The sequence below is a fragment of the Paracoccus sp. S3-43 genome (genome assembly GCF_029027965.1).
GTDB lineage: Bacteria > Pseudomonadota > Alphaproteobacteria > Rhodobacterales > Rhodobacteraceae > Paracoccus.
In genome coordinates, this window is the sequence record NZ_CP119082.1 from 1,372,427 (window position 1) to 1,385,369 (window position 12,943).

Here is a 12,943-nt window from a genome sequence, read left to right on the forward strand (position 1 = left end):
CATGACCTTGCCGCCGCCCTTCGGGGCCTCGGACGCCACCCACCATCGCCCCGGCAGCAGCGTCGCGGTCACTCGCGCGCTGCCCGAGGAGGTGGCGATCGCGATGGTCTATCACGGCTCGACCCATGCGGTGATGATGGCGACGCCCGCCGATGTGCAGGACTTCGCGGCGGGCTTTTCGCTGACCGAGGGCATCGTCACCGGCCTGGACCAGATCGCCAGTTGCGAGGTGATCTCGCATCCCAAGGGGATCGAGGCGCAGATGTGGCTGGCCGAGGACCGCGGCGAGGCACTGGCCGCGCGCCGCCGGTCGCTGGCCGGGCCGGTCGGCTGCGGGCTGTGCGGCATCGACAGCATCGAGGCGGCGGTGCGGTCCCTGCCGGATCTGTCCGGCACCGGGCCTGCCCTGACGGTCGAGGATGTCGCCGCCGCGACCGAATCGCTGCGCGGCTGGCAACCCCTGCACGACCGGACCCGCGCGGTCCATGCGGCGGGGTTCCTGCGGCCCGGCCAGGGCGTGGTGCTGGCGCGAGAGGATGTGGGGCGGCACAACGCGCTCGACAAGCTGATCGGGGCGATGGCCCGGCAGGGGGTGGATGCCAGCCAGGGCGCCATCGTCCTGACCAGCCGCGTCTCTACCGAGATGGTGCAGAAATGCGTCATGGCGGGCTGCGCCATCCTGATCGCCGTGTCCGCGCCCACGCTGCACGCCCTGCGCCTGGCCCAGGGCGCGGGGCTGACCCTGGCCGCCTTCGCGCGCGGCGAGGGCTTCGATCTGTTCTGCCACCCCGAACGCCTGCGGGCAAAGGTCTCCGATGTCGCCTGAAAAGATGGTCATGATGGCCAACCAGATCGCCACCTTCTTCGACACCCAGCCGGGCAGCGCCCCCGACAGGATCGCCGATCACCTGAAGGACTTCTGGGAACCGCGGATGCGCGAGCAGCTGAAATCCTATGTCGCGACGGGGGGCGCGGGGCTGCGCGCCTCGGTCGAACAGGCGGCGCGGCGGCTTTGACCCGGCCCGCGTGAAACCGCGCCGCGCCCCCGCGTGTTGATCGGGGCAATCACCGGAGTGGCAGATGCGCGATACCGCCGAGAAGGTCGATCTTTCCGCGTGCAGGCTGTGCGTGATCCACAACCGGGGATCGGGCAAGCAGGACGACCGGGCGGAGGCGATCCGCGCGGCCTTGCAGGACAAGGTGGCCGAATTTGCGTTGCGCGAGACGGATCGCGGCGACCGGCTGACCGGCCTTGCCCGGCAGGCGATGGACGAAGGCTTCGACATCGTCGTGGCGGCGGGCGGGGACGGCACGCAATCCGCCGTCGCGGGCGCGCTGGCCGGCACCAATGCGATGATGGGCGTCCTGCCGGGCGGGACGTTCAATTACTTCGCCCGCGACCTGGGCGTGGGCGAGACGATCGAGGAGGGGCTGAAAACGCTCCAGGATGCCCGGCCCCGGCCCGTCGATGTGGGTCAGATTCAGGATCTGGTGTTTCTGAACAATGTCAGCCTGGGCGCCTATCCGCATATCCTGAAGACGCGCGAGGGGATCTATAAGCGGTGGGGGCGGTCGCGGGTCGCGGCCTATTGGTCGGTGCTGGTGGCGATGCGGCGGCTGCGTCATCCGATGCATCTGGTGGCGACCGTCGACGGGGCCGAGCGGCATTTCACCACCGCCCTGGTGTTCGTGGCCCGCAGCGCCTACCAGCTTGAGGCCTTCGGGCTGGACGGCGCCGATGCGATCCGCGCCGGGCAGTTCGCCGTGCTGATCGCCCGCGCGCGTCGGCCGCTGCCGCTGCTGCGGTCGGCATTCCGGCTTGCCCTGGGGCTGAGCGCGAAGGACAGCGATTTCGACCTGATCCTCACCGACACGCTGACCATCGAGACCGGCAAGCGCCAGCAACTGATCGCCCATGACGGCGAAAAGACCCGTATGACCAGCCCCTTCCACCTGACCGTCCGGCATGGCGCGCTGACGGTGCTGGTCCCGGCGGACGGCGTCGGCAAGACAGGGGATGCCGGCGCATGACGCGCATCGTCCACCTGTCGGATCTGCATTTCGGGTTCCATCGCGCGGATCTGGTCGACGGCCTGCTGGACCGCGTCAACCGCGCCCGCGCGGATCTGGTGGTCGTGACCGGCGATGTGACGCATCGCGGCCGGTCGGCGCAATATGCGCAGGCGGCGGCCTTCCTGTCGCGGATCGCGCCGCCGGTGATGGTCGTTCCGGGCAATCACGATGTGCCGCTGTATAACGTCGCCGTGCGGTTCCTGACGCCCTATCTGGGCTTTCGCCGCGCCATCGGGCGCGAGCTTGCGCCGACGCGGCAGGCCGGGACCGTCCGGGTGCTGGGCCTGAACAGCGTCGATCCCTTCTCGGTGCAGCGCGGCATCATCCGGGACGGAGAGATCGGCCGCGTGACCGCCGGCCTCGACCCGCTGGCGATGAACATCGTGGCGCTGCATCACCCGCTGGAACATCTGGCGCAGGTCGACAAGGAACTGACCCGCCGCGCGCCTCAGGCGCTGGCCCGGCTGGAACAGGCGGGCGCGCAGGTGGTGCTGTCGGGGCACCTGCATGTCTGGGCGACGGGCGCGATGCTGGACCAGACCGCGCATCCGGGCGTCCTGCAGGTGCAGGGGGGCACGGCGCTGTGCGCGCGGCTGTCGGACCGGCAGAACGAATTCGCGGTGTTGCAGGCCGACGGGGCGCTGCTGACCATCGAACGCCACATCGCGCCGATGGGCGAACCGTTCGGCCCGCCGGAATACGAATGGTTTTCGCGCGAAAGCGGCGTCTGGGTGGCGCATCAACCGGCGGAAAAGCCGATCGTTCCGGGCGCCACGGAAACCGCCTTCAGCACCGCGTGAACCGGCTTGCCGGGGGCCAGGTTCAGCATTCGGGCGGACCGGGCGGTGATCCGCGACAGGATCGCCTGACCCCCCGCGTCCAGCCGCACCAGGACGCCGCCGGGCGTGCCGGTCAGGTCGCGCACCGTCGCCGGAATGACGTTCAGCGCCGAAATCCCCTGCGGCGGGACGGTCGCGATCATCACGTCCTGCGCCCGGATCCGCAGGCGCAGAGTGGCGCCCGCGGGTGCCGCCACCCGCGGCAGGAACAGCGGCCCGGCATCGGTCGCAAGCCGGGTCAGGCCGTCGGCGTCCTGCCCCTCGACCCGCGCGGTCAGGATGGCGCCGGTCTCGGCCCGGCCCAGCATCGGCGCGACATCGGGATCCGACAGCATCGCCGCCGCCGGTCCCGCCGCCGTCACGCGGCCCTGATCGACAAGGACGATGGTGGTGGCCAGCCGCGCGACCTCGGCGGCGGAATGGGTGACATAGAGGATCGGCAGCCCCGCCCGGTCGCGCAGCCGTTCAAGATAGGGCAGGATCTCGTCCTTGCGGTCCTGGTCAAGCGCGGCCAGCGGCTCGTCCATCAGCAGCAGGCGGGGATGGGACAGCAGCGCCCGGCCGATGGCGACGCGCTGGCGTTCGCCCCCCGACAAGGCGGCGGGGCGGCGGGGCAGAAGCGGGCCGATGCCCAGCATCTCGACCACGCGGGGCAGGTCGGGCGCGCGGCCGCGCGCGGTGAACCAATGCCCATACAGCAGGTTCTGCCGCACGGTCAGATGCGGGAACAGCCGCGCATCCTGAAAGACATAGCCGAGGCCGCGCCGGTGCGGCGGCAGGAAGACGCCCCGGTCGCTGTCGCTCAGCACCGCATCGCCCACCGCGACGCGCCCCGATTGCGGGCGCAGCAGCCCCGCGACGGCATTGACGATGGTGGTCTTGCCCGATCCCGACCGCCCGAACAGCGCGGTCAGCCCGGCGGGGGCGTCGAACGCCGCATTCAGGGTGAAGCCGGGGAACGTATGGCGCAGCGCGATCGACAGCATCAGGCGCCCCGGATCCGGCGGGCGATGATCCGCGACAGCCATTCCGACAGGAACAACGCGGCCATGGCGACGGCGATGGCGATGGCGACCAGCCGCGCGGCGGCGGCCTCGCCCCCCGGCACTTGCAGGAAGGCATAGATGGCCGAGGGCAGGGTCTGCGTCTGGCCGGGGATGTTCGACACGAAGGTGATGGTGGCGCCGAACTCGCCCATCGCCTTGGCGAAGGCCAGCACCGCGCCCGCCAGGATGCCGGGCAGGATCAGCGGCAGGGTCACGGTCAGGAATACCCAGGGACGCGGCGCGCCCAGGGTCGCGGCGGCCTGTTCCAGCCGGGGATCCACGGCCTCGATGGCCAGGCGGATGGCGCGGACCATCAGCGGGAATGCCATGATCGCGGCGGCCAGCGCCGCGCCGGTCCAGCGGAAGGCCAGGACGATGCCGATCTGGTCCAGCCATTGCCCGACCCATCCGCGCCGCCCGAAGCTCAGCAGCAGCAGATAGCCGGTGACGACCGGCGGCAGCACCAGCGGCAGATGCACCAGCCCGTTCAGCAGCCCATGCCCCGGAAAGCGCCAGCGCGCCAGCGCATAGGCCACGAAGACGCCCAGCGGCAGGCTGGCCGCGACCGCCCACAGCGATACCCGCAGCGACAGGCGAAGGGCCTGCCACGCCTCGGGGGTCAGCCAGTCGGTCAAGTCAGTCCTTCACGCTGAAGCCATGCTTTTCGAAGATTGCATCCGCAGCATCGCCCGACAAGGCGTCGTAGAAGGCGCGGTCGGCATCGTCCGCAGCCCCGGTCAGCAGGGCGGCCGGATAGATGATCGCCGGATAGCTGTCGGGCGGGAAATCGCCGACGATGGTCACGTCATCCTCGGCCGCCGCGTCGGTGGCATAGACGATGCCCAGCGGCGCCTCTCCGGTCGCGACCAGCGCCAGGGCGGCACGCACGTTGTCCGATTGCGCCACATCGGCCTGCACGCCGTCCCACAGGCCCAGGTTTTCCAGCGCCGCCTTGCCGTATTGCCCGGCCGGAACCGAATCGGCCAGGGCCATCGCCAGCTTGCCGCCACCCAGCAGCGCGGCCAGATCGGTCTCCGCCGAAATCTCGACCGGCGCGGCGTCGCCATGGCCGATCAGCACCAGCCGGTTGCCCAGGATGTCCTGGCGCTCGGTGACCAGATCGGCCTTCTCGACCTCGTCCACCCATTCGACATTGGCCGAGATGAAGATATCGGCGGGCGCGCCTTCGATGATCTGCTTGGCAAGCGCGTTGGACCCCGCATAGGAGATCGTCACGGTGTGGCCGGTGTCGACGATGAACTGCCCCGCGACCTCATCCAGCGCGTTTTTCAGCGAGGCGGCGGCGAAGACGCTGACATCCTCGGCCCAGGCGGGCAGGGCGGACAGGGACAGGGCGGCGGCAAGCAGGGCAGGGCGCATCTGGAACCTCGATGGGATATGGTTTCCCGAACCTATCGCCCCGCCGCGCGGGCCTGCAAGCGATATTTCCCGGCGGACATAACCTAATCCCGGCCCTTTTTGCATTGAATCGAGGACCGAACACGACTATATGACCGCCAGTCTTACGGGCGACATGGTCACAACAGACCGCATCGGAATGGGTCGGGCGTCAACGCCGCGACCCTTTGTCGTTCCCGGAAGGCAGCCATAAAGACCGGCGGAGCCAACCGCATGGCCAGTGACATGACCCAAAGGAAAACGATCATATATGTGCGCTAAAGCGACCATGGAGGAATTCGAAGCCCTCCTGAACGAAAGCTTCGACATCGACACCCCGGACGAAGGTTCGGTCGTCAAGGGCAAGGTCATCGCCATCGAGGCGGGCCAGGCCATCATCGACGTCGGCTACAAGATGGAAGGCCGCGTCGATCTGAAAGAATTCGCAAATCCCGGCGAAGAACCCAGCATCAAGGTCGGCGATGAGGTCGAGGTCTATCTGGACCGCGTGGAGAACGCCCGCGGCGAAGCCTCGATCAGCCGCGAGAAGGCCCGCCGCGAGGAAGCCTGGGACCGCCTGGAAAAAGCCTATGCCGATGAAGAGCGCGTCGAAGGCGCCATCTTCGGCCGCGTCAAGGGCGGCTTCACCGTCGATCTGGGCGGCGCCGTGGCCTTCCTGCCCGGCTCGCAGGTCGATGTGCGCCCGGTGCGCGATGCCGGTCCGCTGATGGGTCTGAAGCAGCCGTTCCAGATCCTGAAAATGGACCGCCGCCGGGGCAACATCGTCGTCTCGCGCCGCGCCATCCTGGAAGAAAGCCGCGCCGAACAGCGCGCCGAGGTCATCGCCAACCTGACCGAGGGCCAGGTGGTCGATGGTGTCGTCAAGAACATCACCGAATACGGGGCGTTCGTGGATCTGGGCGGCGTCGACGGGCTGCTGCATGTCACCGACATGGCATGGCGCCGCGTCAACCACCCCTCCGAGATCCTGGCCATCGGCGAGACCCTCAAGGTTCAGGTCATCAAGATCAACAAGGACAGCCACCGCATCAGCCTGGGCATGAAGCAGTTGCAGGCCGATCCGTGGGATACCGTGGGCGACAAGTTCCCGATCGGCTCGGTCCATCAGGGCCGCGTGACCAACATCACCGATTACGGCGCCTTCGTCGAGCTGGAGGCCGGTGTCGAGGGTCTGGTCCATGTCAGCGAAATGAGCTGGACCAAGAAGAACGTCCATCCGGGCAAGATCGTCTCGACCAGCCAAGAGGTCGAAGTGATGGTGCTGGAGATCGACGAGGCCAAGCGCCGCGTGTCGCTGGGCCTGAAACAGACGCAGCGCAACCCGTGGGAAGTGTTCGCCGAAACCCATCCTTCGGGCACCGTCATCGAGGGCGAGGTCAAGAACATCACCGAATTCGGTCTGTTCATCGGCCTGGACGGCGATATCGACGGCATGGTCCACCTGTCCGACATCTCGTGGGATGCCCGTGGCGAGGACGCGATCCAGGACTTCCGCAAGGGCGACGTGGTGAAAGCCGTCGTCCAGGATGTGGATGTCGAGAAAGAGCGCATCAGCCTGTCGATCAAGTCGCTTGAGAACGAGCACATGGCCGAAGCCGTCGACGGCGTGAAGCGTGGTTCGGTCGTGACCGTCGAAGTGACCGCCATCGAGGACGGCGGGATCGAGGTGGAATACAACGGCGTCAAGTCCTTCATCCGCCGTTCGGATCTGGCCCGCGACCGTCAGGATCAGCGCCCCGAGCGCTTCCAGGTCGGCGACAAGGTCGATGCCCGCGTCACCAATATCGACACCAAGACCCGTCGCCTGGGCCTGTCGATCAAGGCGCGCGAGATCGCCGAGGAAAAAGAGGCCATCGACCAGTATGGCAGCTCGGATTCGGGCGCTTCGCTAGGCGACATCCTGGGTGCCGCGCTGAACCGCAGCACCTGATCGCGGTCCTGACCGCCCGACATCGCCCGTCCCGCCTGCGCGGGGCGGGCTTTTTCGTGCCTGTCGGGCGGCGGGGGTCCGCTCACTTCTCTTGCGTGGCGGGGGCAAAACTGGCATCGCTATGGAAACTGGGAACCTTTTCCTGCGTTGCCTTTTTGTCGCAAGTCCTGCGGACGACGCCTTGCAGTCCGTTACGCCACCTGAGGGGATGATGATCCGGTCCGAACTGATCCAGCTTATCGCTGATGAGAATCCGCATCTGTTCCGCCGCGATGTCGAGCGGATCGTGAACACCGTGTTCGAGGAAATCATCAACGCCATGGCGCGCGGGGACCGGGTCGAGTTGCGCGGCTTCGGCGCCTTTTCCGTCAAGAAGCGTGATGCCCGGACCGGCCGCAACCCCCGCACCGGCGAGGCGGTCGATGTCGACCAGAAATACGTCCCGTTCTTCAAGACCGGCAAACTGTTGCGCGATCGGTTGAACGGGGACGCCTGACCGGCGTAGAACCGGGCGACCACGCCGCGCCCTCGCGGCCGCAACCAAGGATGTTCCATGCGCTTTCTTCGACTGATCTTCGTGGTGTTGCTGGCCCTGATCCTGGTGGCCATGGCCCTTGCCAACCGCGAAATCGTGACGCTGTCGGCATTTCCCGCGAATTTCGGGCAGTATCTTGGCGGCCGCTGGTCGGTCGATCTGCCGTTGTTTCTGGTGATCTTCCTGGCCTTCGCCCTGGGGATGCTGGCCGGGCTGGTCTGGGAATGGCTGCGCGAATCCCATATCCGCCGCGAGGCGCGCACCCATGCCGACCGCGCCGCCCGGCTGGAAAACGAGGTCGGCCACCTGCGCCACCGCCACGCCGCCCCCAAGGACGAGGTTCTGGCGATTCTCGATCGGCCGAAACCCAAGCCCTCGGCCCTTCCCATCGCCTCGGCCGAGCCCGCGCCGGGGACCACGCTGCCCGCCCCCGGTCGCTGAGGGATGGCCCAGGTCAAGATTTGCGGCCTGCGCCGCCCCGACCATATCGAGGCCGCGGCCCAGGCGGGCGCGCGCTATGTCGGGCTGGTGTTCTTTCCGAAATCGCCGCGCGCCGTCTCGGTCGAGGAGGCGGCGTTGCTGGCGCATCACGTTCCGATGGGTGTGGCGACGGTCGGGCTGTTCGTGAATCCGGACGATGCGTTGCTGGATCAGGTTCTGGGACAGGTGCCGCTGGACATCATCCAGCTTCACGGCGGCGAAAGCCCGGACCGGGTGGCGCAGGTCAAGACGCTGACCGGCCTGCCGGTGATGAAGGCGGTGGGGCTGTCCGGCCCCGAAGACCTGCCCGCGCTGACCGATTACGGGCTGGTCGCCGACATGCTGCTGGTCGATGCCAAACCGCCGAAAGGCGCTGACCTGCCCGGCGGCAACGGGCTGCCCTTCGACTGGCGGCTGCTGGTCGGGCGCAAATGGCTGCGCCCCTGGATGCTGGCGGGCGGGCTGACCCCGCAGAACGTGGCCGAGGCGATCCGCCTGACCGGCGCGCCCGCCGTCGATGTGTCCTCGGGCGTCGAGACCGAGCCGGGCGTCAAGGACGAGGGGCTGATCCGCGCCTTTGTCGCGGCGGCGTCGTGACCCCGGCCTTCCATCTCGCGCGCCGCGACAAGGTTCCGCCGGTCGCGGCGCTGTCGGCCGGCGGGGCGCCTCAAGATGCAGGTGACTACAAACCGGACGCGGGCGGATCCGCATCGCGTCCATGACCGGCCGGGCTTCACGCCCGGCCATATCGGCGATAAGAAGCCGCTCTAGGATTTCAGGGAAGGCGCGCCCCATGGCAGACGATCTGGTGAACAGCTACAAGACCGGTCCCGACGAACAGGGGCGTTTCGGCATCTATGGCGGCCGCTTCGTCAGCGAGACGCTGATGCCGCTGATCCTGGATCTGGAAGCCGAATACGAACGCGCCAAGACCGACGCGACCTTCTGGGCGCAGATGGACGACCTGTGGACCCACTATGTCGGCCGCCCCTCGCCGCTGTATTTCGCGGAACGGCTGACCGAGCATCTGGGCGGCGCCAAGATCTATATGAAGCGCGACGAATTGAACCATACCGGCGCGCACAAGATCAACAACGTGCTGGGCCAGATCCTGCTGGCGCGGCGCATGGGCAAGACCCGGATCATCGCCGAGACCGGCGCGGGTCAGCATGGCGTGGCGACGGCCACCGTCTGCGCGCGCTTCGGGCTGAAATGCGTGGTCTATATGGGCGCGACCGATGTCGAACGGCAGGCGCCCAACGTCTTTCGGATGCGCCTGCTGGGGGCCGAGGTCATGCCCGTCACCAGCGGCCGGGGCACGCTGAAGGACGCGATGAACGATGCGCTGCGCGATTGGGTCACGAATGTGCGCGACACCTTCTATTGCATCGGCACGGTGGCCGGGCCGCATCCCTATCCGGCCATGGTGCGCGATTTCCAGTCGATCATCGGCAAGGAAGTGCGCGAGCAGATCCTGCCCCGCGAAGGCCGCCTGCCCGACACGATCGTTGCGGCGATCGGCGGCGGGTCGAACGCCATGGGCCTGTTCTATCCCTTCCTGGACGACAAGGACGTGCGCATCATCGGGGTCGAGGCCGGGGGCAAGGGCGTCGACGACCGGATGCAGCATTGCGCCAGCCTGTCGGGCGGCCGCGCGGGCGTGCTGCACGGCAATCGCACCTATCTGTTGCAGGACGACGAGGGCCAGATCCTCGAAGGCCATTCGATCAGCGCGGGGCTGGATTATCCGGGCATCGGTCCCGAACATGCCTGGCTGAACGACACGGGCCGCGCCGAATATGTCAGCATCACCGATGCCGAGGCGCTGGAGGCGTTCCAGCTGTGCTGCGCCCTGGAAGGCATCATCCCGGCCCTGGAACCCAGCCACGCCTTGGCGCATGTGATGAAGATCGCGCCCGACCTGCCGCGCGATCATCTGATCGTCATGAATATGTGCGGGCGCGGCGACAAGGACATCTTCACCGTCGCCAAGCACCTGGGCTTCGATATCAAGACGTGATGTCAGCGGCTTAGCGTCAGAATGTCGAATCGGCTTTCAAGATGGGGGGCGGGAAACATCACCCGTCCCCTGGTCCTGTCGATCATCTCGATCATGGCGACCTCGGGGGTCCGTTGCGGGCTGGCGGCGGGATCGAATACCGGCAGGTCCGCATAGGGCGGCGGCGTGTCGCCCGCGATGAAGCCCACGCCCAGATAGACCAGCCGGTCGCCGTCGCGATGGATGCGGCCCTTGGTCCGCTGCGATCCGGTGAGCTTTTCGAAACTGCCGTCGCCGCCGATCCGGCAACGGAACGGCTTATAGACGGTCAGCGGCAGCAGCCCGCCGATCTTGATCGTCCGGCAGATCCATTCCCCCGCCAGCAGCGGCAGCGCCTGATCGGGCGGCAGCGGCGCGCCCTGCAAGACATCGGCCAGCATCGCCACATCGGCTGGATCGCCGCCCGCGAAAGCCTGCAACAGCGCGTCGCCCGCCGCCGCGTGAAATTCGCCCAGCCGGCGGCCGTCGTCCGGATGGATCGCCGTGCCGTCGCCCAGTTGCTGCGCCAGCCCCGCCATGGGCAGCAGGCACAGCGCGGCGGCCAGCAGGTCAGTTCTGCGCATCGGCGGCATGGGCGCGCAGCAGTTCCAGCGGGATGATGTCCAGGGCGCGGGCATGGGTCGCCTTCAGCACCACCTTGGGCGCGCCGAATTCCTGCGCCGCTTGCAGGAACCGCGCCGCGCAGAGGCACCAGCGGTCGCCCGGCTTCAGGCCGTCGAAGCGGAATTCGGGACGCGGCGTGGACAGGTCGTTGCCCAGGTATTTCGACAGCGCCAGGAATTCGGCGTCGGCGATCACGCAGACCGTATGGCTGCCCGCGTCGCCCTGTCCGGTATCGCAGCAGCCGTTGCGGTAAAACCCGGTCAGCGGTGCCGTCGAGCATGGTTCGAGCCGGGTGCCCAGGACATTGACGGATGGTTCCATGGCGTTCCTCCTGCCGCAAGGTTACGGCTGGCGGAAGCGGTCCGTCAACTGCCGCAGCTTGTCGGTCAGGCTGGCGGGCTGTTCGGGAACCATAGGGGCAGGGGCGGAGGCAGGGGGCGCCGGCGCCTCGGGCGCGGGCCGGGTGCCGCTGTTCCGGGCGGGCTGGGTCCGCGCGGCCACGGCGTTCTGGAACCGCGCCCCGTCCCCCGCCGCCAGGGCCGCCGCCCCGTCCGAGACGCCGCGCAGCAGGTCGTCCAGCCATTCGGCATCGGCCTTGGCGAAATCCGACAGCACATAGGGCGCCACCCGGTCCTTGTGGCCGGGATGGCCGATGCCCAGCCGCACCCGGCCGTATTCCGCGCCGATATGCTGGTGGATCGACCGCAGCCCGTTATGGCCCGCATGGCCGCCGCCCTGTTTCACCCGGCATTTGCCCGGCGCCAGGTCCAGTTCGTCATGCAGCACGATCACCTCGGCGGGGGTCAGCTTCAGGTATCGCATCGCCTCGCCCACCGATTGCCCCGACAGGTTCATGAAGGTCTGCGGCTTGAGCAGCGTGACGCGCGCGTCACCCAGCCGGCCTTCCGAGACCAGCCCCTGAAACCGCGCCTTCCAGGGCGAAAAGCCGTGATCGGCGGCGATCCGGTCCACGCCCATGAAGCCGATATTGTGCCGGTTGGCCGCATATTTCGCGCCGGGATTGCCCAGCCCCACGATCAGCTTCACGCCACCCTCCTGCCGCCCGGCCGGGCGAAGTTCGTTCCATGCCTTGCGGCGGACCTTGCCCGTTACTAAGACTCTGTCAACCTTTCGCGGCTAACAGACGGGATCAGCGCCCTGACGAATCGCGCAGGCAGGGACATCAGGCAAGGACAGACGATGAGCGATCCGGCAGAATTCTACATGAACACGCTTGTGCCCATGGTGGTCGAACAGACCTCTCGGGGGGAACGGGCCTATGACATCTTCTCGCGGCTGCTCAAGGAACGCATCATCTTCGTGTCGGGGCCGGTCCATGACGGGATGTCCACGCTGATCTGCGCGCAGCTGCTGTTTCTGGAAGCTGAAAATCCGAACAAGGATATCAGCATGTATATCAACAGCCCCGGCGGAGTCGTGACCTCGGGCCTGTCGATCTATGACACGATGCAGTATATCCGCCCGCGGGTGTCGACGCTGGTCGTGGGGCAGGCGGCCTCGATGGGGTCGCTGCTGCTGGCGGCGGGGGAAAAGGGGCTGCGCTATTCGCTGCCCAACAGCCGGGTGATGGTCCACCAGCCGTCCGGCGGCTTCCAAGGCCAGGCCACCGACATCCTGATCCACGCCCGAGAGACCGAGAAGCTGAAGCGCCGCCTGAACGAGATCTATGTCCAGCATACCGGCCGCAGCCTTGAGGAGGTCGAGGAGGCGTTGGAGCGCGACCGCTTCATGTCCCCAGAGGAAGCCAAGGACTGGGGCCTGATCGACGAGGTCGTCGCCCCGCGCGGCAAGGCGGAACCGGAAAAGAAATAGGTTTGTTGGGGATTGTGACGGGCGCGCGTCAACCCTAACATAAAGGACAGACACCGTGGCGGCCTGTTCGCCCCGGATCAATTCAGATGCGGCACAGGGCGACCGGCGCCGCCTGCGGGTTGGCAG

At 67.7% G+C, this 12,943-nt stretch carries 16 protein-coding genes; 10 read left to right on the forward strand and 6 right to left on the reverse strand.

Annotated elements, in window-relative coordinates:
• The first annotated feature begins 1 nt into the window (after window position 1).
• The 4 genes from fdhD (at window position 2) to PXD02_RS07060 (ending at window position 2,873) form a co-directional block, all read left to right on the forward strand.
• A complete protein-coding gene (fdhD, locus tag PXD02_RS07045; RefSeq protein WP_275106116.1) occupies window positions 2-826 on the forward strand; it encodes a formate dehydrogenase accessory sulfurtransferase FdhD in 825 nt (274 codons plus the stop codon).
• Window positions 816-1,016, forward strand: coding sequence for a formate dehydrogenase subunit delta (locus PXD02_RS07050; protein WP_275106117.1), 201 nt, complete (start codon window positions 816-818; stop codon window positions 1,014-1,016). The genes fdhD and PXD02_RS07050 overlap by 11 nt, the downstream gene beginning before the upstream one ends.
• A 64-nt stretch (window positions 1,017-1,080) precedes the next feature.
• The gene (locus PXD02_RS07055) at window positions 1,081-2,031 is read left to right on the forward strand and encodes a diacylglycerol/lipid kinase family protein (RefSeq protein ID WP_275106118.1); all 951 of its coding nucleotides are present in this window, start codon (window positions 1,081-1,083) and stop codon (window positions 2,029-2,031) included.
• On the forward strand, window positions 2,028-2,873 hold the full coding sequence (locus tag PXD02_RS07060; protein WP_275106119.1) for a metallophosphoesterase family protein: 846 nt from the start codon (window positions 2,028-2,030) through the stop codon (window positions 2,871-2,873). Before PXD02_RS07055 ends, PXD02_RS07060 begins: the two co-directional genes overlap by 4 nt.
• Here the strand turns inward: PXD02_RS07060 and modC are convergent.
• From modC to modA, 3 genes are read right to left on the reverse strand one after another with little or no spacing between them, the layout of a single operon-like run.
• The gene (gene modC, locus PXD02_RS07065) at window positions 2,813-3,901 is read right to left on the reverse strand and encodes a molybdenum ABC transporter ATP-binding protein (RefSeq protein WP_275106378.1); all 1,089 of its coding nucleotides are present in this window, start codon (window positions 3,899-3,901) and stop codon (window positions 2,813-2,815) included. The genes PXD02_RS07060 and modC overlap by 61 nt on opposite strands.
• Window positions 3,898-4,593, reverse strand: a complete 696-nt coding sequence (gene modB / locus PXD02_RS07070; protein ID WP_275106120.1) for a molybdate ABC transporter permease subunit — start codon at window positions 4,591-4,593, stop codon at window positions 3,898-3,900. Before modB ends, modC begins: the two co-directional genes overlap by 4 nt.
• 1 nt (window position 4,594) lies before the next feature.
• Complete coding sequence (modA, locus tag PXD02_RS07075) at window positions 4,595-5,338, reverse strand: molybdate ABC transporter substrate-binding protein (protein WP_275106121.1); 744 nt, start codon at window positions 5,336-5,338, stop codon at window positions 4,595-4,597.
• 289 nt (window positions 5,339-5,627) lie between these two features.
• Between modA and rpsA the strand changes: the two genes are divergently transcribed.
• From rpsA to trpB, 5 genes are all read left to right on the forward strand, one after another.
• Entirely contained in the window at window positions 5,628-7,307 is a 1,680-nt protein-coding gene (gene rpsA / locus PXD02_RS07080; protein ID WP_275106122.1) for a 30S ribosomal protein S1, read from the forward strand.
• Window positions 7,308-7,518: 211 nt separating this feature from the next.
• The gene (ihfB, locus tag PXD02_RS07085) at window positions 7,519-7,803 is read left to right on the forward strand and encodes an integration host factor subunit beta (protein WP_275106379.1); all 285 of its coding nucleotides are present in this window, start codon (window positions 7,519-7,521) and stop codon (window positions 7,801-7,803) included.
• Between the two features lie 57 nt (window positions 7,804-7,860).
• A complete protein-coding gene (locus PXD02_RS07090; protein ID WP_275106123.1) occupies window positions 7,861-8,283 on the forward strand; it encodes a LapA family protein in 423 nt (140 codons plus the stop codon).
• A 3-nt stretch (window positions 8,284-8,286) separates the two neighbouring features.
• Window positions 8,287-8,919 (forward strand): phosphoribosylanthranilate isomerase, encoded by a 633-nt coding sequence (locus PXD02_RS07095; RefSeq protein WP_275106124.1) that lies wholly within the window; start codon window positions 8,287-8,289, stop codon window positions 8,917-8,919.
• Window positions 8,920-9,115: 196 nt separating this feature from the next.
• Window positions 9,116-10,342, forward strand: a complete 1,227-nt coding sequence (gene trpB / locus PXD02_RS07100) for a tryptophan synthase subunit beta (RefSeq protein ID WP_275106125.1) — start codon at window positions 9,116-9,118, stop codon at window positions 10,340-10,342.
• A 2-nt stretch (window positions 10,343-10,344) separates the two neighbouring features.
• Here trpB and PXD02_RS07105 read toward each other — a convergent pair whose 3' ends face one another.
• Genes PXD02_RS07105 through pth form a run of 3 tightly spaced genes read right to left on the reverse strand, consistent with a single transcriptional unit; the run spans window position 10,345 to window position 12,031 of the window.
• Entirely contained in the window at window positions 10,345-10,944 is a 600-nt protein-coding gene (locus PXD02_RS07105) for a DUF4893 domain-containing protein (protein WP_275106126.1), read from the reverse strand.
• Window positions 10,931-11,305, reverse strand: a complete 375-nt coding sequence (locus tag PXD02_RS07110; RefSeq protein ID WP_275106127.1) for a DUF2237 family protein — start codon at window positions 11,303-11,305, stop codon at window positions 10,931-10,933. The genes PXD02_RS07105 and PXD02_RS07110 overlap by 14 nt, the downstream gene beginning before the upstream one ends.
• Window positions 11,306-11,326: 21 nt before the next feature.
• Entirely contained in the window at window positions 11,327-12,031 is a 705-nt protein-coding gene (gene pth, locus PXD02_RS07115; protein WP_275106128.1) for an aminoacyl-tRNA hydrolase, read from the reverse strand.
• A 153-nt stretch (window positions 12,032-12,184) separates the two neighbouring features.
• Here pth and PXD02_RS07120 point away from each other — a divergent pair, with 153 nt between their 5' ends.
• Entirely contained in the window at window positions 12,185-12,817 is a 633-nt protein-coding gene (locus PXD02_RS07120; protein WP_275106129.1) for an ATP-dependent Clp protease proteolytic subunit, read from the forward strand.
• Window positions 12,818-12,943 lie beyond the last annotated feature (126 nt).

Excerpts from the sequence above, each read along its gene's own strand:
- fdhD (WP_275106116.1), top strand. The coding sequence starts at position 2 with ATGACCTTGCCGCCGCCCTTCGGGGCCTCGGACGCCACCCACCATCGC.
- PXD02_RS07050 (WP_275106117.1), top strand. The coding sequence starts at position 816 with ATGTCGCCTGAAAAGATGGTCATGATGGCCAACCAGATCGCCACCTTC.
- PXD02_RS07055 (WP_275106118.1), top strand. The coding sequence starts at position 1,081 with ATGCGCGATACCGCCGAGAAGGTCGATCTTTCCGCGTGCAGGCTGTGC.
- PXD02_RS07060 (WP_275106119.1), top strand. The coding sequence starts at position 2,028 with ATGACGCGCATCGTCCACCTGTCGGATCTGCATTTCGGGTTCCATCGC.
- modA (WP_275106121.1), bottom strand. The coding sequence starts at position 5,338 with ATGCGCCCTGCCCTGCTTGCCGCCGCCCTGTCCCTGTCCGCCCTGCCC.
- rpsA (WP_275106122.1), top strand. The coding sequence starts at position 5,628 with ATGTGCGCTAAAGCGACCATGGAGGAATTCGAAGCCCTCCTGAACGAA.
- ihfB (WP_275106379.1), top strand. The coding sequence starts at position 7,519 with ATGATCCGGTCCGAACTGATCCAGCTTATCGCTGATGAGAATCCGCAT.
- PXD02_RS07090 (WP_275106123.1), top strand. The coding sequence starts at position 7,861 with ATGCGCTTTCTTCGACTGATCTTCGTGGTGTTGCTGGCCCTGATCCTG.
- PXD02_RS07095 (WP_275106124.1), top strand. The coding sequence starts at position 8,287 with ATGGCCCAGGTCAAGATTTGCGGCCTGCGCCGCCCCGACCATATCGAG.
- trpB (WP_275106125.1), top strand. The coding sequence starts at position 9,116 with ATGGCAGACGATCTGGTGAACAGCTACAAGACCGGTCCCGACGAACAG.
- PXD02_RS07105 (WP_275106126.1), bottom strand. The coding sequence starts at position 10,944 with ATGCGCAGAACTGACCTGCTGGCCGCCGCGCTGTGCCTGCTGCCCATG.
- PXD02_RS07110 (WP_275106127.1), bottom strand. The coding sequence starts at position 11,305 with ATGGAACCATCCGTCAATGTCCTGGGCACCCGGCTCGAACCATGCTCG.
- PXD02_RS07120 (WP_275106129.1), top strand. The coding sequence starts at position 12,185 with ATGAGCGATCCGGCAGAATTCTACATGAACACGCTTGTGCCCATGGTG.